The organism is Falsiroseomonas sp. RANM36 (genome assembly GCF_056682175.1).
On record NZ_JBWXTD010000003.1, the window covers coordinates 1046056 to 1063725 of the forward strand.

A 17670-nucleotide genomic window follows, 5' to 3' on the forward strand; every position below is an offset into this window, starting at 1 on the left:
TGCTCGGTGGCATGCTGGGCGGCTTCACCGGCGCGGCGATCTCGGTGCTTGACAGCCCGCATGTCGGCGGCGCCGCCCCCCATGGCGCCGGCCGGCCGCCCGTCTACTGGTCGCGCGCGGGCGGCGCCCGGCTGCGTGCCGGTCGCCGGAGCGCCCGCATCCGCAGCGGCGCCCGCCGGGACGGAGGGCGCGTGCTCCGCGGCACTCGCCGCTGCCGCCGCGCGGCCCTGCACGCCGGCGATGCTGGCCTGGTGCGTCGCCAGCACCTCCTCCAGCACCTGCGCCGTCTGGGACGGGCCGGGCTGGGCACAGGCGGCGGGCAGCAGCAGCGCGAGCAGGAGCCCCGCGCGTGCCGGCCCGCGCATCAGGCTTCGGCGGGAACCGGGAGGGGCGCGGGCGGCGCGGCCTGCGCCTCGCCCAGCATCTCCATGCGGCCGGAGACCTGGCCGCCTTCCTCGACCGAGAGGCGGCGGCAGCGCGCCACGCCGATCACCCGGCCGGTGGCGCGGATCACCAGGGCGCCGCGGGCGGTGATGGTGCCGTCGAAGGTGCCGGCGATCTCGGCGTCCTCGACCTGGACCTCGCCCTTGAACACGCCGGTCTCGCTGATGGAGAGCTCGGTCGCCTGGATCATCTGGCTCTCGACCGTGCCTTCCACGACAAGGCGCTCGGCCTCGCTCACGGTGCCCTGCAGGCTGATCCCCCGCCCGACGACGAGGGTGCGGCGATCGCTGCTGGCCGGGCGCGGCGGCGGCGCGGGCGGGGCGCCGATGCCGGGCGCGGCGCCGAGCGTCGGGCGCGGCGGGATCGCGGTGCCGGAAGGCGGCGTCGGGCCGACGGGCGGGGTGGGCGCGGTGCCGGGCTTTGGCGCAAGGCTCATGGTCGGATTATCCCTGGGTGGAAGGCGGGGCGGCACGCCCAGATCGGGATCGCGGGCGGTCGGCACGGTGGCCGGCTGCGGCTCCGGAGTGGCGGAATCGCGGCGGCGGAAGACGTTCATGGCGCGGCAGGCCCCCCTCGCGAGACGACACGGCAGGGCCGCGCCGGCATGACGTTCCGACGCTGCGCGCCGGGGCGCCGGCAGGCATTCCATCGCCCCGGCGCCAGCCCCTGGGGCTAACACGCACCCCCGCGCCGGCACAACGCCCCGATGCCCGCTCCAGGCCAGTTGTCCACAGGCTTTGCGGCTGCGTCCGCCAGCGGTTCGTTGCCGATTTCACACGGTGTTGCGGTGGAGCACATGCACCATCGCCGCGGTGCCCAGCACCGGCACCAAGAGGTTGAGCGGCGACACCACGGCGAGCAGGGCGAAGACCGCGCCCAGGCCCCAGATCCGCCAGCGCAGCGACCGCGCCGCGGCCTTCGCCGCCGCCGGCGACATGCGGCGCATCGCGACCCCCTGGAACAGCCCCTCGCCCAGGCCGATCGCCGCCACGGCCCACAGCGCGACCAGGCCGATCACCGGGATCAGCAGCGACAGCGGCAGCATCACCAGGGTCAGCGCCGCCATCTGCGCCGCCAGCTTGACGCCCGCCCAGGCCTGGGCCGCGGCGGAAGCGGCGGCGGGCGGCGGCAGGCCAGGGTAATTGCGCGCCTCGACCGCCGCGGCGACGCCGTCGGTGAAGATGCTCGCGATCGCCAGCAGCACCGGCACGAACAGCCACCAGAGAGCGAGCAGCGCCAGCAGCCCGCCGGCGGCGGCCGCCAGCGAAGCCAGCCAGCCCTCCCCGCCGGCGAGCCAGCCCACGCCCCAGCTCACCCCGGCCGCGAGCGCCAGTCCGAGGGCAAGCGCCAGGCCGGCGCCGAGCAGCAGCGGGCGGCGGAAGGCCGGGTCGGTGACCTGGCCGATGGCGAGGAAGAGGGGGCGGAGCATGCGCCAGGGACTAGCTTCGCCGAACCGGTTCCGGCAATTCCCCTGTCCCGCAACCTCCCCGTGATCGAGACCATCGCGCCCATGACCTCTCCTGCCCTCGATGTCCTCGGCATCGGCAATGCCATCGTGGACGTGCTGGCCCGCGCGGACGATGCCTTCCTCGCGGCGCATGAGATGGCCAAGGGCAGCATGACGCTGATCGACGCCGCGGCCGCCGAGCGGATCTATGCCGCGATGGGGCCGGGGGTGGAGAGCTCGGGCGGGTCCGCGGGCAACACCTGCGCGGTGGCCGCGGCGCTCGGCGCGCGCGTCGGCTATCTCGGCAAGGTGGCGGATGATGCATTGGGAAAGGTCTTCGCGCATGACATACGCGCGGCGGGCGTGCGCTTTCCCTCGTCGCCACTCGTCGGCGGGGCGCCGACCGCGCGCTGCCTGATCCTGGTGACGCCGGATGCGCAGCGCACGATGAACACCTTCCTCGGCGCCTGCGTGCATTTCGGGCCGGAGGACGTGAACGAGGCCGAGGTCGCCTCGGCCGCCGTCACCTACATGGAAGGCTACCTGTTCGATCCGCCGGCCGCGCAGGCCGCCTTCCGCAAGGCGGCGAAGATCGCCCACGGGGCCGGGCGGCAGGTTTCGCTGACGCTGTCGGACCCCTTCTGCGTCGGCCGCCACCGCGCCGCCTTCCGCGACCTGGTGCGGCACGAGGTGGACATCCTGTTCGCGAACGAGGCCGAGCTGCTCTCCCTCTACGAGACCGAGGACTTCGCCACGGCGCTCGCCGCCGTGCGGGAGGAGGTGGGGCTGGCGGCCGTGACGCGCAGCGAGAAGGGCAGCGTTGTGGTCGCCGGCGACGCGAGCGCGGAGGTGAAGGCCGTGCCGACCACTGTGGTGGACACCACCGGCGCCGGCGATGCCTATGCCGCCGGCTTCCTCGCGGCCCATGCGCGGGGCTGGCCGCTCGGCGAATGCGGGCGCTGGGGGTCGGTGGCGGCGGCGGAGGCGATCAGCCATTTCGGCGCCCGGCCGCAGACCGATCTGAAGGCGCTCGTCGCGGCCTGACCTGGCGCTTTTCCGGCGCCGCGCGGGACGAGGACGGCGCCGGAGCCCTGCCCGCGCCGATTCACGCTCGCTTTTTGGGGGCGGCGCGCTTATGTGTGCGCCGCATCAAGCCAAAGGCTCGGCGTTTCGCCCTGGATGACCGTTTCGTGACGGTTGCCCGGGGGTCTGAAAGGTCGGGCCGTCGGGCGCGGTCGTCGGAGGCGGAAACGCCCACGTCGTGAATCGCGCCTGCAAAGCAACGAACCGGACTTCGATCATGCAGCTCCGCAACGTGGCCATCATCGCGCACGTTGACCACGGCAAGACCACGCTCGTGGACAACCTCCTCAAGCAGGCGGGCGCCTTCCGCGCCAACCAGCAGGTGGCCGAACGCGCGCTCGACCGCAACGACCTCGAGCGCGAGCGCGGCATCACCATCCTGGCCAAGTCCACCGCGGTGGAATGGAAGGGCGTGAAGATCAACATCGTGGACACGCCCGGCCACGCCGATTTCGGCGGCGAGGTGGAGCGCATCCTGTCCATGGTGGACGGCGCCATCGTGCTCTGCGACGCCGCCGAGGGCCCGCTGCCGCAGACCAAGTTCGTGCTGACCAAGGCGCTGGCGCGCGGGCTGAAGCCGATCGTCGTGATCAACAAGGTGGACCGCGGCGACGCGCGCCCCGACGAGGTCCACAACGAGGTCTTCGACCTGTTCGCCGCGCTCGGCGCGAATGACGAGCAGCTGGATTTCCACACGCTCTTCGCCTCCGGCCGCCAGGGCTGGGCGGACCTGTCGCTCGATGGTCCGCGCAAGGACCTAGCGCCGATGTTCGACCTGATCCTGAGCCATGTTCCGGCGCCGAAGGTGGAACTGGAAAAGCCCTTCGCGATGAACGCCGCGATCCTGGAGAGCGACAACTTCCTCGGCCGCATCCTGACCGGCCGCGTCGAGCAGGGCGTCGCCCGCGTCAACATGCCCGTGCGCGTGCTGCGCCAGGACGGCACCGTGGTCGAGACGGGGCGCCTGACCAAGCTGATGACCTATTCCGGCCTGGAGCGCGTGCCGGTCGATGAGGTCCAGGCGGGCGACATCGTCGCGATCGCGGGCCTCTCCGACGCGACCATCCCCGACACCATCGCCGCCCCCGAGGTGACGGAGCCGCTGCACGCCATCCCGGTGGACCCGCCGACGCTGGCCATGACCTTCCGCATCAATGACGGCCCTCTCGGCGGCCGCGAGGGCAAGAAGGTGACCTCGCGCCAGATCCGCGACCGGCTCTTCAAGGAGACCGAGGGCAACGTCGCCATCAAGGTGAAGGTGTCCGAGGAAGTGGACGCCTTCGAGGTGGCCGGCCGCGGCGAGCTCCAGCTCGGCGTGCTGATCGAGACGATGCGCCGCGAAGGCTTCGAGCTGACCATCGGCCGCCCCCGCGTGCTGACCCGCGACAACCCGGAGACGGGCGAGAAGGAAGAGCCCTACGAGGAAGTGCTGGTGGATGTGGACGAGGGCTATTCCGGCGTCGTCGTCGAGAAGCTCTCGATCCGCAAGGGCCAGATGCAGGACATGCGGCCTTCGGGCGGCGGCAAGGTGCGGCTGACCTTCCTGATCCCCTCGCGCGGGCTGATCGGCTACCACGGGGAGTTCATGACGGACACGCGCGGCACCGGCATGATGAACCGCCTGTTCCACGGCTACGGCCCCTGGGCCGGCCCGATCGAGGGGCGGCGCAACGGGTCGCTCATCTCCAACGTGGACGGCGAGACGACGCAATATGCGCTGTTCTACCTGCAGGAGCGCGGCGCGCTGTTCGTGGACCCGGGTGCGAAGGTCTACACGGGGATGATCATCGGCGAGAACTCGCGTGGCGAGGATCTCGAGGTGAACCCGGTGAAGGAGAAGAAACTCACCAACATCCGCGCCGCGGGCAAGGACGACGCGCTGCTGCTGATCCCGCCGCGGCGAATGAGCCTGGAGCAGGCGATCTCCTACATCGAGGATGACGAGCTGGTGGAGGTGACGCCGGGCGCGATCCGCCTGCGCAAGCGCTACCTCGACCCGCACGAGCGCAAGAAGAACGCCCGCCGCGCCGAAGGGCTGCCGGTGAAGGGCGAAGCGGCGGCGTGACGTGAGAGGGGGGGGGGGGGGGGGGGGGGGGGGGGGGGGGGGGGGGGGGCGCCCGCCGCGCCCCCGCCCGGCGGCGGGGGGGCCGGGGGCCCGGGGGGGGGGGGCGGCGCCCGGGGGGGCCCCCGGGCCCGCGCCCCCGCCCCCCCGCACCCCCAAACCCGAGTCGTTGGGCGGTCAGCGGCGGGTGGTGGAGACGGTGTTGCCGCTGCCGGCGATCTGATTGACCACGCTGCCGCCCGTGGCGGTGGCAGTCTGGCCGGTCATCGGGCGAGATGCTGCCACGCCGGTCCAACCGCGTCCCGATCGGAATCGCCCAGCCCCGCGATGGTCCCGTCGGCGGCACCGGGCGCCTTGCGCCTCTCCCCGCACGGCGCGCACGCGCGCGCTGTGACTTTGCGCACCGCGCGCTTGCCATCCGCCGCGGAAGGATCGGGTCAGGACGGGGAAGGCACCCGTCCGACAGGAGGCCCCGATGACCGCCGCTTCCCCGACCGCACCGGACCATGCCGAAGCGCGTCGGTCCGGGCCGGCGCCGTCGTCGCGGCGGAACGCGGCGCGCCCGCCGCGCCATGTCCTGGCCGCCCGGCTCTCCCTGCACGTGGCACTCGGGCCGAAGCCCGCGATCGCGCTGCGCGACTGGTGCCGGCTGCATGACATCGGCGACGGCGACGTGGTGGCCGAGCCGCGCTCCATGCCGATCGGGCCCCGCCCCGACGACGACCTGGCGGAGCGGCTGGCGATGACGCCGGGCGAGCGGCCGCGCCATCGCCGGATGCGGCTGCGGCGGGGCGAGGTGCCGCTGGCCTGCTGCGATCTCTGGTGGCTTCCGGGCCGGATGGGGCCGGCGATGCAGGAGGCCTTCGGCGCCGAGATCCTGCCCGACACCGCGATGCTGCAGGCGCTGACCCTGCGGCGGCACCTGCTGGCCGAGGCGCGGCCCACCGAAGGCCCGTGTCTGCTGGAGCGCCGGGGGATCCTCATCGCCGCCGACGAGGTGGCCGTGGCCGCGTTCCGCGAATGCTACCGCCTGGAGCTGCTGGCCTAGGGCCGAGCGCCATCCGCGTCCAACGGATGCACCCCGCGCGGGTCGTGCTGTAGGCTCGCCGCCATGACCCCGGATGCCGATGCCCGCCTCCTCGCCGAGGCCGAGGCCGCCCGCGCCAGCGCCTATGCGCCCTATTCGCGCTTCCAGGTCGGCGCGGCGCTGCTCTGCGCGGACGGTTCCGTCCAGCGCGGCTGCAATGTGGAGAATGCCAGCTACCCGGCAGGCATCTGCGCCGAGCGCACCGCCGTGGCCGCCGCGGTGGCAAGCGGGCGCACGCGCTTCCAGGCCATCGCCATCGCCGGGCCGAACGGCGTCGCGATCACGCCCTGCGGCATCTGCCGCCAGGTGCTGTCGGAATTCTCGCCGGACGGCGCGCTGCGCGTGATTGCGCGCGACGCGTCCGGGACGATCGGCGCCACGACGATCGGCAAGCTGCTGCCCGGGGCGTTCAGCGCGTCGGCGCTCGAGCAGGGCTGACTTTCGCCGCTCGCCGCCCCTGCGATAGCTTTTGCTGCGCCGCAGCACGGAGTTGTCCATGGCCGCGCCCAAGGTCGCCCCGAAGGTCGCCCCGAAGGTCGCAATCGCCTGCCAGGGCGGCGGCAGCCATGCCGCCTTCACCGCCGGGGTGCTGCAGGCGCTGTTCTCGGCCGCGCATCGCGACCGCTTCCTGCCGCTCGCGCTGTCCGGCACCTCGGGCGGTGCGGTCTGCGCCGCGCTCGCCTGGTCGGGGCTGCTGGCGCGCGGGCCGGAGGAGGCGGTGAAGCGGCTGGCCGGCTTCTGGCACGAGCTCGCCGCCAGCGATCCGATGGAAGCCTGGCTGAACGCCTGGACGCAGCTGCTCCTCACGCTGCCCTTCACCGTCAATGCCAGCCCCTACGCCTATTCTCCCGCCGCCGAGCCGCGGCTGCGCACGCTGCTGGCGCGTTGGATGCGGCCCGAGGACCTGCCGGCCGACGCCGCCGCCCGCGCGCGCCCCTTCCTGCGCGTGGGCGTCGCCGATGTGCTGCGGGGCGGCGGCGCGGCGCGGGAGGGCGAAGCGGCGGATTTCACGCTCGACGACATCGTCGCCTCCGCCGCCGTGCCGCCGCGGTTCCGCGCGGTGGAGGCGCGCGGGCGGCTGTGGTGGGACGGGCTCTACGCCCACAACCCGCCGATCCGCGCACTGCTCGACCTGCCGGAGAAACCGGAGGAGATCTGGGTGGTCCGCCTGAATCCGCTCGGCCGGCGGGAGGAGCCGCGCACCGCCGAGGCGATCGAGGACCGCCGCAACGAGATGGCGGGCAATCTGCCGCTGGACCAGGAGCTGTCGGGCATCGCCCTGGTCAACCGCCTGCTCGCCGCAGCGCCGTCGCTGGGCGCGCGCTTCGGCTACCGCCCGATCACCGTGCGGGAGGTGGCGCTGCCGCTCGAGGAATTGTCCTACGCGTCGAAGCTCGACCGTTCCGCCACGCATCTGCGCCGCCTCGCCACGCTCGGGCGGGAGATGGCGCCGAGCCTGTTCGAGGCCGCTTCGGTCGTCGTCCGGCCGGAGGGATGACGCGGCGCGGCGCGGCGCGGTAGGACGGACGGAAGACGCGCCCCGGAGTCCCGCTTGGCCGAGCTGTTCCGCGACCGCCGCTTCCTGGTCATGCTCGCGCTGGGCTTCGCGGCCGGCATCCCGCTGCCGCTGACGGGCTTCACGCTGCGGCAGTGGATGAGCGAGAGCGGCATCTCGCTGGCCGCGATCGGGCTGACGGCGCTGATCGGCCTCGCCTATGCCTTCAAGTTCCTCTGGTCCCCGGTGCTGGACCATGCGCCGCCGCCCTTCTTCCGCGCGCTGGGGCGGCGCCGCGGCTGGCTGGCGACGATCCAGCCGCTGCTCGCCGCGGCGATCCTCGCCCTCGGCTTCACCGACCCGGCCTCCGCCGCGCAGGTGACGGTCACGATCGCGGTGCTCGTGGCGTTCCTCTCGGCCAGCCAGGACATCGTGGTGGATGCCTACCGCATCGAGGTGCTGGAGGAACGCCAGCAGGGCTACGGGCTGGCCTGCTACATCTGGGGCTATCGCGGCGCGCTGCTGGCCTCCAACGCCGGCGCGCTGGCGATGGCGGAATTCGCCGGCTGGACCGCGGCCTTCGCGATGTGCGCGGCCCTTGTCGGCATCGGCTTCCTGGCCGTGCTGCTGGGCAAGGAGCCGGCGGCGCAGGCCGTCGCCGCCACGACCTGGGCTCAGCGTCTCCGCGCCGCTGTGGTGGATCCCTTCGCCGACTTCATGCGCCGGCGCTACTGGGTGGCGATCCTCGCCTTCGTCACGCTGTTCAAGCTGGGCGAGGCGCTGGCGGGCGTGATGACCGCGCCCTTCTATCGCGCGCTCGGCTTCTCGCGGCTGGAGGTGGCGGCGGTCAGCAGCGTCTTCGGGCTGGTCGCGACCTTGGCCGGCGCGATGGCCGGCGGCTATGTCGTGGCGAAGCTCGGCACGGCGCGGGCGCTGGTCGTGACCGGCCTGCTGCAGATGCTGTCGAACCTGATGTATGTCGCGCTCGCCCAGGCTGGGCATTCCATGCCGATGCTCTGGGCGCAGGTTGGCGTCGAGAACTTCACCGACGGATTGGCCGACGCGGCCTTCGTCACCTACCTGTCCATGCTCACCAGCCGCGCCTTCACCGCCACGCAATACGCGCTGCTGTCCTCGCTGGCCGCCGTGCCGCTGCGCACGCTGGCCGGCACATCGGGCTGGCTGGCGGAGGGGCTCGGCTGGTCCTGGTTCTTCGTGCTGACCACCGTCGCGGCCTTGCCGGCGATGGCGATCATGCTGTTTCTCCTGTCGCGCCTGCCGCCACGGGAAGGAGGCCGGGCGATGCCCGACCCGCTGGAGGCGGGCTCATACCAGCGGTCGGACTGATCCGCCTGCGGCCGGCGCGATCCGGCCGGGCCGCGCTTCGCAGGGAATCAGGGCGACAGGCACGCGCCGATGGCGCAGGCGGGGTCGGGCCTTGCGGGCGCGGGCGGCGCGGGCTCGATCCGCGCGCGCACGACATGGCCGGCCGGCGGTGCCGCTTCGGCCGGGCCCGGCAGCGCGGGCCGCGCGTCGTCGCGCATCGTGCAGCCGGCAACCAGAAGGGCACCGATCAGCAGCGCGCGCATCTCAACCCCCGCGTCGCAACAGCGGCAGTCCCGCCGCCAGCGCGATGCCGGCGCCGGCCAGGAAGGTCGCCGCCGGGCCGCCCGCATCCCACAGCAGCCCCGCCCGCGCGCTGGCAGGCAACAGCACGACCCCCTGCACCAGGCTGAAGGCACCGAAGGCGCTGCCGCGCAGTTCGGCCGGCGCCGCATCCGCCACCATCGCCGAAAGCAGGCCCTGGGTTGCCGCCATGTGCAGCCCCCAGAGCGCGGCGCCGACGAAGATCAGCGGCCAGGACGCCGCCAGCGCCAGCACCAGATCCGCCGCCACCAGCAGCGCCACCCCGATCGCCAGCAGTTGCCGCCGGTCCGCCCGGTCGGCCAGCACGCCGAGCGGATAGGCGCCGAGCGCGTAGACCAGGTTCATCGCCACCATCACCAGCGGCACCCAGGGCAGCGGCAGCCCGGCCTGCTGCGCGCGCAGCACCAGGAAGGCCTCGCTGAACCGCGCCAGGCCGAAGACCGCGACGATCGCCAGCACCCGCCAATAGGCGCCCGGCAGCCGCGCGAGCTCCGACCGCCGCAGCGGGAAGGGACGCTTCGCGGCGCGCGGCGCATCGGCCGGCTCGCGCACGACGAACAGCACCAGCGCCACGGCGGCCAGCGCCGGCAGCACCGCGACCCAGAACACCAGCCGGATCTCGGCGAAGGCCAGCATCAGCGCGATGGCGAGGGCCGGCCCGATGAAGGCGCCGGCGGTATCCAGCGACTGCCGCAGGCCATAGGCCCGGCCGCGATCGGCCGGCGGCGTGACATCGGCGATCAGCGCATCGCGCGGCGCGCCGCGCACGCCCTTGCCGATCCGGTCGAGGAAGCGCGCCAGCAGCACCGTGCCCGGCCCGGTGGCCAGCGGAAACAGCGGCTTGGTGAGCGCCGCCAGCCCGTAGCCCGCCAGCACCAGCGGCTTGCGCCGCCCGAGCCAGTCCGACAGCACGCCGGAGAACAGCTTGGTGATCTGCGCCGTCGCCTCGCCGATGCCCTCGATCACGCCGACCAGCGCGACCGAGGCGCCGAGCCCGACCAGGAAGACCGGCAGCAGCGCGTGGATCATCTCCGAGGAGACATCCATGCAGAGCGAGACGAGGCCGAGCGCGACCACCGTGCGCGGCAGCTTCGCGGGCCGGGATGTCGCATCGGCGCCCATGCGGGGCCCACGGTGGCGCCGGACGGGGCACAGCGCCAGACTGCGCGCGGCACCGCCAAGGACCGGAGATGTCGCCCTTCCTGCTCACGCCGCTGCTGCTGATCGCCTCCAACGTGCTGATGACCTTCGCCTGGTACGGCCACCTGAAGGCGCCGTCCTGGCCGATGTGGCTGGCGATCCTCCTCTCCTGGGGGATCGCCTTCTTCGAGTATTGCCTGGCCGTGCCGGCGAACCGGATCGGCTACGGCACCTTCACCGCGCAGCAGCTGAAGGTGATGCAGGAGGTGATCACGCTGGCCGTCTTCGCGGTGTTCAGCGTGGCCTTCCTGGGCGAGCAGCTCCGCTGGAATTTTTGGGCCGCCGGCGCCTGCCTGGTCGCGGCCGTGGTGTTCATCTTCCTGCCGGTCGAGGCACGGCCGTAGATCCAGTTGCCGTCCGGCGTTCGCCGTCAGGAAACCGCCGCGAAGGCAGGCGACGCCTGGGCCGCGGCGCTCGAGCTTTTGCGCGCCGCAAGCAGCTTCACATAGGCGTCGCTCAGCGAATGGTCCTGCGTATGCGCGGCGCGCTCCACCAGGCGGTCGCGGAGCGCCGTCGCGACCGCCTCGGGCGCTTGCTGCGCCAGGATCAGATACACCCCGCGGAAGCGCGGGTCGTCCTCATGCTCTTCGAGGCGCGCGGGATGCTGTTCGAAGGCGCGATAGAGGAACAGGTTCATCACCTTGTCGTGCCGATAGCGCCAGACATTCTCGTCCGGGTTGCCCTTGCGGTCCCACAGGCGCAGCAGCCGGAAGTTGCCGAGCGGCTCGACCTCGTCGCGTGCCTCGCCCTGCAACAGGTCGTTCCGGTCGGCAAGGCGCCGCTCATAGGCCAGTTCCGAAAATCTGGGGATCGGGAAAGGCCGGTAGTGAAGCCTTTCGTACTCGGCACAGGCGAGGCGGAACGCCGCCTCGATCAGGCCCGTGGGCGCCGGGCTCTCCCCGCGCGAGATCAGGTCCGCCGCGAAAGTCAGGTCGAACGGGTTGGACAGCAGCACCTGCGTCAGCGCGCCTTCCTCGGCGCTTGGTGCCCGATCCAGCTTCTCGATGAGCCAAGCTTCCGCCTTCGCCTCGAAGGCGGCACCCGTGACCGGGCGCCCCTCGGGCAGGGAGCCGGCGCGCATCTTCAGGAACTCTGCGATCTGCGGGCGGTCGAGCGGCTGCAGGGTCCAGAAGGAAGCGGCATCGGGCGGCTGCCAGCTCAGCGGCTGCGTCGCCACGATGATCGCCGCACGCGGCATGTCGCGGCAGAAATCCATGATGCTGGCCCGCGTCTGCGCGGAAACCTCGTTCAGCCCGTCGATCACCAGCGCGAGGTCGCCGGTGTAGATCAGGCTGCGAAGCGACTTGAGATCCCGCTTGCCGTCGGCGTCCTCCAGCTGGAAATCGTGGATCATCGCGCCGACCCGCTCCAGCACGCCGTTCTCGCATTCCCGGGCGTTCACGAAGGCCAGCGGCCCCCTGTGCCGCACCGCGAGCCAGCGGAGGAACATCGTCTTGCCGAGGCCGGGCTCGCCCTCGAGGATGATCAGCCGGTCCAGCGCGGGCATCGCCTGCGTGATGGGCAGGCTTTCGCCGCTGCGCCGGTTGACCACCTGCGATCCGGCAAACCATTCCTCCGGCCGGAAGGCGGCGAGTCCGGCGCTCGCCCGCAGGGTCTCGCGGAACGGCGACAGCAGCCACCGCCGTGTGCCGGGCACCAGCCAGATCACCAGTTCCGGCACGAACATCACGGGCAAGCCGAACGCCCGGCGCGCGCGCGGCTGGAACAGCAGCAGGGCCTGGATGCGCGCGCTGTAGGGGAACGCGAGCAGCAAGGCCGTCCAGCCAATCATGCCGAGGCCGCCGATCGCGGCAAACCCGTTCTTTAGGATCGCAGCCCAGGGGATGCCGCCCGCATCGAGATGACGGCCCAGTTCCCGCTTCGCCGTGCCTTCCGGCATGCGGTCCCGGAGCTTCGCCAGGGTCTCGCGCTGTTCGGCCGTCCAGCAGGGTCGCGTCTCGGTGCCGAAGGGGAGCCAAGCCGGCAGGATGCGGCCTGACTCCGGAGGGCTTGCACCCGGCCGGTCGTCGCAGGCCAGCGCCACGATCTCCACGACGCGGCGGGTCGCTTCGTCGCGCAACCCCGGGCTTTGCGGCCAAGTGTCGTTCAGCAGGCGCAGAAGACCGGCCGCCTCGGCCGGCCTGCCCCGAATCTCCGCCCGGGCAAGCGGCGCCATGCCGTCCGGCAAGCCGAGCCAGTCGAGCAGGCTCTGCGCCGCCGGATCGCGGCCGGCAGCGACATGGGCGAGCGCGCGCCATCCGGGTCGCCGCGCTCGCGCATCCTCGGCCCCTGCCGCGAGGAAGCCCATGGCCTGCGCCGCCCCGGCCGGGGCGCTGGCCAGCGCGAGCTGCCATTCGATCCTCACGTCCTGCGCAGCCTCCGCGGCAGGGAAGTCGGCGCCGCGTGCCCCGGCGGGTAATCGTGCCAGCGCCTCCGCCGCCGCCTTGCGCAGCTCGGGATCGCCCGCGCGCAGAAAATCGACCAGGTCCGGCACCGCTTGCTCCGCCAACCCATCCGGCAACCGGGCCAGCGCCTCGGCCGCCTCCTGCCGCAGGTCCGGATCGTGCAGGTGCAGCGCCCATACCAGTGTCGATACCCCCGCCGGCCCCTCCAGACCCGGCAGTTGCGCCAGCGCCTCCGCCGCCCGCAGCAGCAGCCGCGGGTCGGTCTCGCGGCGCAAATCCAGCAGGACCGCGCCCGCCCGTGCCCCGTCCGGCGAGCCGGCCAGCGCCTCCGCCGCCCAGAGCCGCAGCCAGGGATCGCGCGCCCGGAGCAGCGCCAGGAGGGCCGGAACCGCTTCCGCCGGGGCCCCATCCGGCAATCGCGCCAGCGCCTCCGCCGCCCCCAGGCGACGATCGGGATCGCCCCCGCGCAGCGCCGCCACCAGCGCCGGCACCGCCTCCACCCGTGCCGCATCCGGCGATCGCGCCAACGCCGTCGCCGCCCTCTGGCGCAGCCGGGCGTCGCTCGCCCCGAGCAACGCCACCAGGGCCGGCACCATCTCCGCCGGCCGCACATCATCCCGCAGCCGCGCCAGCGCCTCCGCCGCCCGCAGGCGCAGCGCCGGATCGCTCTCGGCCAGCAAGGCCACCAGGGCCGGCACCGCCTTCGCCGGCCGCAACTCATCCGGCAGCCGCGCCAGCGCCTCCGCCGCCCGCAGGCGCAGCGCCGGATCGCTCTCGCCAAGCAGCGCCAACAGGGGCGGCACGGCTTGCGCCCGCGCCCCGTCCGGCAGACGCGCCAGCGCCTCCGCCGTCCGCCGGAGCAGCGTCGGGTCGCGCTCGCGTAGCAAGGCCACCAGGGCCGGCATCGCCTCGAACGGCCTCACGAGATCCGGCAATCGCGCCAGCGCCACCGCAGCCCTCAAGCGCAGCGCCGGATCGCCGTCGCTCAGCATGACAGTCAAGGACCGCTCCTGCTCCGGCGGCCCGATGCGATAAGGGTCCCTATCGGGCAGCAGCACCAATGCCTCCGCCGCCATCAAGCGAAGCCGAGGGTCGCTCGCGCGCAGGAGAGGCGAGAGCCGCGCGGCCAATGCGGGCCCGTCCGATGCAGCGTTTTCCTCGATGACGACGAGGATGTCCGGCCATAGCGCCGCCTCGTCCATGACCCCGGGTACGGGGTCCAGCAGGGCGCGCAGCGCGCCGGCACGCGCGTCGGCGCTTCCGACCCACGCCGCATGCTCGCCTTCCTGGGCGCGCGCATCAGCGACGAGCAGGCTCAGAACGGTCGCGACGCAGGCGAGAGAACGCCAGAAGCGCATTTGAGCTACCTCTGCGCCCGGTGGTGTCGAGATGCGACGACATTCCCGCCTTCATCGCGATCGCTGCAACGGAAAAGACCTACATTCGCGTGAGCGCGCGCGTGCGCGAGACCATTCTGCCCTGGTCCGGTCGGTGGTTGCGCAGCCTTCGCTACAGCAGCGCCAGCACGCGCCCATGCCCGCCGGTGCCGCCGGCGATCTTCGGCGCGCCGGCGACCAGCGTCGCGCCCGTCGGCGGCAGGGCGCCGAGATTGGCGACGCATTCCAGGCCCCAGCGGCCGCTGCCGAGCCACGCCTTGTGGAAGCCGAAGCTGGTGGACCCGCCATGGTCGAGCGAGAGCGTATCCACCGCAACCGAGGCGACGTTGCGCTCGATCAGCAGCGGCGCGACGTCGGGGCGGAAGCCGGGGAAGCGCAGCGCGTTGCCCGAGGCGTTGCGGAAACCCGGGCCGTCCGCGCGCGCATCCCAGCCGGAATTCAGCGCGACGCAGGCGCCGGCCGGGATGCGGCCGTGCTGGCGCTCCAGCGCGGCGATGTCGTCGGGCGTCGCCTGGTAGTCTGGATCGGCTTCCGCCTTCGCGCGCACGTCCAGCACCACCAGCGGGCAGACCAGGCTCTCCGCCGGGATGCGGTCAACCGTCGCGCCATCCGCGGTGAAGTGGATCGGCGCGTCGAAATGCGTGCCGACATGCTCGAAGTAGGTGAACTTCATCACGTTGTAGCCGTCGCGCGCCAGCACCATGGCCTGCTCCATCTCGAAGGCCGGCGTGCCGCCGAAGGTGGGAAAATCCTGGCGCAGCGTGTGCGTCAGGTCCACCACGCGGCTGACCGGCGCGCTGCGCACCGCCTGCGCCGCCGCTGGCTGCACCGACGCCGCGGTGACCGAGGCCGCCATCGCGGCGAGCACGCCGCGTCGGCCGAGCGCGCCGGCAACCTTCCGCATCACGCATGCGTCGCACATGTCCCGCCCTCATTTTCAACCTGTCGCAGGTAGAATGCCCGATGGACGGCGCCCTGCGCCAGCGCGATCCTCGGGCGTCGGGAGGTGCCCCATGCGTGTCGGTGTGCCCAGGGAAGTGAAGGTCCACGAGTATCGCGTCGGGCTGACGCCGGGCTCGGTGCGGGAGCTGGTGGCGCATGGGCACGGCGTGATGGTCGAGCGCGATGCCGGCGCCGGAATCGGCTTCCCCGATGCGGCCTATGAGGCCGCCGGCGGCATCGTGGTCGCGGACGCGGCCGAGATCTTCGCCAGCACTGACCTGATCGTGAAGGTGAAGGAGCCGCAGCCCTTCGAATGGGCGATGCTGCGCCCCGGGCAGGTTCTGTTCACCTACCTGCACCTTGCCCCCGATCCGGCACAGGCGCAGGGGCTGATCGCATCCGGCGCCAGCGCCATCGCCTATGAGACGGTGACGGAGGCCGAAGGCGGGCTGCCGCTGCTGCGCCCGATGAGCGAGGTGGCGGGCCGCATGGCGCCGCAGGTCGGCGCCCGCTGCCTGGAGAAGGAGGTGGGTGGCGCGGGCATCCTGCTCGGCGGCGTGCCGGGCGTGCCCGGGGCGCGCGTCGCGATCATCGGCGGCGGCGTGGTCGGCGCCAATGCGGCGCGCATCGCGCATGGCATGCGCGCGCAGGTGACGGTGCTGGACCGCGCGCCGCGCGCCCTGCACGCGCTCGATGTGGAGTTCAACGGCGCGGTGGACACGCGCTTCGCGACGCGCGAGGCGATCGAGGCGACGGTCGCGGAATCCGACATGGTGATCGGCGCCGTGCTCGTGCCCGGCGCGGCCGCGCCAAAGCTGGTGACGCGCGCGATGGTGGCGGAGATGCGGCCGGGCAGCGTCGTGGTGGATGTCGCCATCGACCAGGGTGGCTGCTTCGAGACCTCGCGCCCCACCAACCATGCCGACCCGACCTATGTCGAGGAAGGCGTGGTGCATTACTGCGTGACGAACATGCCCGGCGCCGTGGCGCGCACCAGCGCGGTGGCGCTCAACAACGCGACGCTGCCCTTCACGCTGCAGATCGCCGACAAGGGCCTGGCCCGAGCCTGCGCGCAAAACCCGCATCTCGCGGCGGGGTTGAACGTGCATGCCGGGCGCATCACGCATCCGGCAGTGGCGGCGGCGCTCGGCCTCGGGCATACCCCGGTCGAGCGCGCCTTCGCGTAACGAAGTCGGAAGCGCCCCGCGCGGCGGCTACGCCGTCCGCAAACTGGAGAGAGTCGCCATGGGCTTCATCTGGACCATCCTGATCGGCTTCCTGGCCGGCGTCGTCGCGAAATTCCTGATGCCGGGCAATGCGCCGGGGGGATTCGTCGTGACCACGCTGCTCGGCATCGTGGGCGCCGTGGTGGCGACGATGATCGGGCAGTCCATCGGCTGGTATGCGCCGGGCGACGGCGCGGGCTTCGTCGGCGCGGTGGTCGGCGCCGTGATCCTGCTGGCGCTGTTCCGCGCCTTCGCCCAAAGGCGCTGATACAAGAGGCGCCGAGGAGGATCAGCGCTTCGCCTCGATCGCGTCCCAGATCGCGCGTTCGAGGAACACGCCGTCGAAGCGGGCGATCTCCTGCAGGCCGGTCGGTGAGGTGACGTTGATCTCGGTCAGGTAGCCGCCGATCACGTCGATGCCGACGAAGATCATGCCGCGCTTCTTCAGCTCCGGGCCGATCGCGGCGCAGATCTCGCGCTCGCGATCGGTCAGCGTGGTCGGCTCCGGCCGGCCGCCGACATGCATGTTGGACCGCGCCTCGCCCGCCGCGGGGACGCGGTTGATCGCGCCCATCGCCTCGCCGTCCACCAGGATGATGCGCTTGTCGCCCTTGCGCACATCGGGGACGTAGCGCTGGATCACCAGCGGCTCGCGCGAGCGTTCGGTGAACATCTCGAGCAGGGCGTTCAGGTTCGGGTCGTCCGGCTTCACATGGAACACGCCGGCGCCGCCATTGCCGAAGAGCGGCTTCAGGATGATGTCGCCGTGCCTTTCGCGGAACTTGCGGATCTCGGCGACGGAGGAGCTGATCAGCGTCTCCGGCATCAGCTCGGGGAAGTGGGTGACGAAGAGCTTCTCGGGCGCGTTGCGCACGCTGGCAGGGTCGTTCACCACCAGCGTCTTCGGGTGGATATGCTCCAGGATGTGCGTGGCCGTGATGTAGCCCATGTCGAAGGGCGGGTCCTGGCGCATCAGCACGACGTCCACCTTGCCGAGATCCAGCTCCTCCGCGGGGCCGAGGGTGAAATGGTCGCCCTTCTTCCGCCGCACCTCGATCGGGTTCGCCTGCGCGATCACGCGCCCGCCCAGCAGCGCCAGGTCGCGCACATGGTAGTGCCACAGCGCATGGCCGCGCGCCTGGGCTTCCAGCATCAGCGCGAAGGTGCTGTCGGCGTCGATGTTGATCGAGGCGATCGGGTCCATCTGGACGGCGACGCGCAGCGACTTGGCCATG

17 protein-coding genes are annotated in these 17670 nt (G+C 72.6%); 9 read left to right on the forward strand and 8 right to left on the reverse strand.

The genetic code is table 11. From position 1 onward, the window contains the following. The 3 genes from AC1MIR_RS09810 to AC1MIR_RS09820 all read right to left on the reverse strand — a co-directional run. A partial coding sequence (locus AC1MIR_RS09810) for a hypothetical protein (protein ID WP_480027984.1) occupies positions 1-278 on the reverse strand: 278 nt, incomplete at its 3' end. An 86-nt stretch (positions 279-364) separates the two neighbouring features. Beyond that, positions 365-880 (reverse strand): bactofilin family protein, encoded by a 516-nt coding sequence (locus AC1MIR_RS09815; protein WP_480027985.1) that lies wholly within the window; start codon positions 878-880, stop codon positions 365-367. 336 nt (positions 881-1216) lie between these two features. Continuing rightward, positions 1217-1873 carry an EI24 domain-containing protein gene (locus AC1MIR_RS09820; protein WP_480027986.1) on the reverse strand — a complete coding sequence of 219 codons (657 nt, stop codon included), beginning with the start codon at positions 1871-1873 and terminating at the stop codon, positions 1217-1219. 81 nt (positions 1874-1954) lie between these two features. Here AC1MIR_RS09820 and AC1MIR_RS09825 point away from each other — a divergent pair, with 81 nt between their 5' ends. The 6 genes from AC1MIR_RS09825 to AC1MIR_RS09850 all read left to right on the forward strand — a co-directional run bounded on the left by AC1MIR_RS09825 (position 1955) and on the right by AC1MIR_RS09850 (position 8965). Then, positions 1955-2935, forward strand: coding sequence for an adenosine kinase (locus tag AC1MIR_RS09825; RefSeq protein ID WP_480027987.1), 981 nt, complete (start codon positions 1955-1957; stop codon positions 2933-2935). 256 nt (positions 2936-3191) lie between these two features. Beyond that, positions 3192-5039 (forward strand): translational GTPase TypA, encoded by a 1848-nt coding sequence (typA, locus tag AC1MIR_RS09830; RefSeq protein ID WP_480027988.1) that lies wholly within the window; start codon positions 3192-3194, stop codon positions 5037-5039. A gap of 472 nt (positions 5040-5511) precedes the next feature. Next, positions 5512-6084, forward strand: a complete 573-nt coding sequence (locus AC1MIR_RS09835) for a hypothetical protein (RefSeq protein ID WP_480027989.1) — start codon at positions 5512-5514, stop codon at positions 6082-6084. Between the two features lie 63 nt (positions 6085-6147). After that, positions 6148-6561 (forward strand): cytidine deaminase, encoded by a 414-nt coding sequence (locus AC1MIR_RS09840; RefSeq protein ID WP_480027990.1) that lies wholly within the window; start codon positions 6148-6150, stop codon positions 6559-6561. 58 nt (positions 6562-6619) lie between these two features. Beyond that, positions 6620-7621: a patatin-like phospholipase family protein gene (locus AC1MIR_RS09845; RefSeq protein ID WP_480027991.1), complete on the forward strand. Its 1002-nt coding sequence runs from the start codon at positions 6620-6622 to the stop codon at positions 7619-7621. Between the two features lie 54 nt (positions 7622-7675). Further along, positions 7676-8965 (forward strand): AmpG family muropeptide MFS transporter, encoded by a 1290-nt coding sequence (locus tag AC1MIR_RS09850; protein WP_480027992.1) that lies wholly within the window; start codon positions 7676-7678, stop codon positions 8963-8965. A 47-nt stretch (positions 8966-9012) separates the two neighbouring features. Here the strand turns inward: AC1MIR_RS09850 and AC1MIR_RS09855 are convergent, their stop codons facing one another. Beyond that, a complete protein-coding gene (locus tag AC1MIR_RS09855; protein WP_480027993.1) occupies positions 9013-9207 on the reverse strand; it encodes a hypothetical protein in 195 nt (64 codons plus the stop codon). A 1-nt stretch (position 9208) separates the two neighbouring features. Beyond that, positions 9209-10387, reverse strand: coding sequence for an MFS transporter (locus AC1MIR_RS09860; RefSeq protein WP_480027994.1), 1179 nt, complete (start codon positions 10385-10387; stop codon positions 9209-9211). A gap of 68 nt (positions 10388-10455) precedes the next feature. Between AC1MIR_RS09860 and AC1MIR_RS09865 the strand changes: the two genes are divergently transcribed. After that, positions 10456-10809, forward strand: a complete 354-nt coding sequence (locus AC1MIR_RS09865; RefSeq protein ID WP_480027995.1) for a DMT family protein — start codon at positions 10456-10458, stop codon at positions 10807-10809. Between the two features lie 26 nt (positions 10810-10835). On the opposite strand, the gene AC1MIR_RS09870 is transcribed toward AC1MIR_RS09865, so the two are convergent. Beyond that, entirely contained in the window at positions 10836-14228 is a 3393-nt protein-coding gene (locus tag AC1MIR_RS09870) for a HEAT repeat domain-containing protein (protein WP_480027996.1), read from the reverse strand. 151 nt (positions 14229-14379) lie between these two features. Continuing rightward, complete coding sequence (locus tag AC1MIR_RS09875; protein WP_480027997.1) at positions 14380-15171, reverse strand: cyclase family protein; 792 nt, start codon at positions 15169-15171, stop codon at positions 14380-14382. 109 nt (positions 15172-15280) lie between these two features. Here AC1MIR_RS09875 and ald point away from each other — a divergent pair, with 109 nt between their 5' ends. Further along, the gene (ald, locus tag AC1MIR_RS09880; protein WP_480027998.1) at positions 15281-16396 is read left to right on the forward strand and encodes an alanine dehydrogenase; all 1116 of its coding nucleotides are present in this window, start codon (positions 15281-15283) and stop codon (positions 16394-16396) included. 58 nt (positions 16397-16454) lie between these two features. Further along, the gene (locus AC1MIR_RS09885) at positions 16455-16703 is read left to right on the forward strand and encodes a GlsB/YeaQ/YmgE family stress response membrane protein (RefSeq protein ID WP_480027999.1); all 249 of its coding nucleotides are present in this window, start codon (positions 16455-16457) and stop codon (positions 16701-16703) included. A 21-nt stretch (positions 16704-16724) separates the two neighbouring features. Here AC1MIR_RS09885 and gshB read toward each other — a convergent pair whose 3' ends face one another. Continuing rightward, on the reverse strand, positions 16725-17669 hold the full coding sequence (gene gshB / locus AC1MIR_RS09890) for a glutathione synthase (protein WP_480028000.1): 945 nt from the start codon (positions 17667-17669) through the stop codon (positions 16725-16727). Position 17670 lies beyond the last annotated feature (1 nt).

What these genes read in the sequence shown, in the direction of transcription:
- AC1MIR_RS09815 (WP_480027985.1), bottom strand. Translation starts at nt 880, where the DNA reads ATGAGCCTTGCGCCAAAGCCCGGCACCGCGCCCACCCCGCCCGTCGGC.
- AC1MIR_RS09820 (WP_480027986.1), bottom strand. Translation starts at nt 1,873, where the DNA reads ATGCTCCGCCCCCTCTTCCTCGCCATCGGCCAGGTCACCGACCCGGCC.
- AC1MIR_RS09825 (WP_480027987.1), top strand. Translation starts at nt 1,955, where the DNA reads ATGACCTCTCCTGCCCTCGATGTCCTCGGCATCGGCAATGCCATCGTG.
- typA (WP_480027988.1), top strand. Translation starts at nt 3,192, where the DNA reads ATGCAGCTCCGCAACGTGGCCATCATCGCGCACGTTGACCACGGCAAG.
- AC1MIR_RS09835 (WP_480027989.1), top strand. Translation starts at nt 5,512, where the DNA reads ATGACCGCCGCTTCCCCGACCGCACCGGACCATGCCGAAGCGCGTCGG.
- AC1MIR_RS09840 (WP_480027990.1), top strand. Translation starts at nt 6,148, where the DNA reads ATGACCCCGGATGCCGATGCCCGCCTCCTCGCCGAGGCCGAGGCCGCC.
- AC1MIR_RS09845 (WP_480027991.1), top strand. Translation starts at nt 6,620, where the DNA reads ATGGCCGCGCCCAAGGTCGCCCCGAAGGTCGCCCCGAAGGTCGCAATC.
- AC1MIR_RS09855 (WP_480027993.1), bottom strand. Translation starts at nt 9,207, where the DNA reads ATGCGCGCGCTGCTGATCGGTGCCCTTCTGGTTGCCGGCTGCACGATG.
- AC1MIR_RS09860 (WP_480027994.1), bottom strand. Translation starts at nt 10,387, where the DNA reads ATGGGCGCCGATGCGACATCCCGGCCCGCGAAGCTGCCGCGCACGGTG.
- AC1MIR_RS09865 (WP_480027995.1), top strand. Translation starts at nt 10,456, where the DNA reads ATGTCGCCCTTCCTGCTCACGCCGCTGCTGCTGATCGCCTCCAACGTG.
- AC1MIR_RS09870 (WP_480027996.1), bottom strand. Translation starts at nt 14,228, where the DNA reads ATGCGCTTCTGGCGTTCTCTCGCCTGCGTCGCGACCGTTCTGAGCCTG.
- AC1MIR_RS09875 (WP_480027997.1), bottom strand. Translation starts at nt 15,171, where the DNA reads ATGCGGAAGGTTGCCGGCGCGCTCGGCCGACGCGGCGTGCTCGCCGCG.
- ald (WP_480027998.1), top strand. Translation starts at nt 15,281, where the DNA reads ATGCGTGTCGGTGTGCCCAGGGAAGTGAAGGTCCACGAGTATCGCGTC.
- AC1MIR_RS09885 (WP_480027999.1), top strand. Translation starts at nt 16,455, where the DNA reads ATGGGCTTCATCTGGACCATCCTGATCGGCTTCCTGGCCGGCGTCGTC.
- gshB (WP_480028000.1), bottom strand. Translation starts at nt 17,669, where the DNA reads ATGGCCAAGTCGCTGCGCGTCGCCGTCCAGATGGACCCGATCGCCTCG.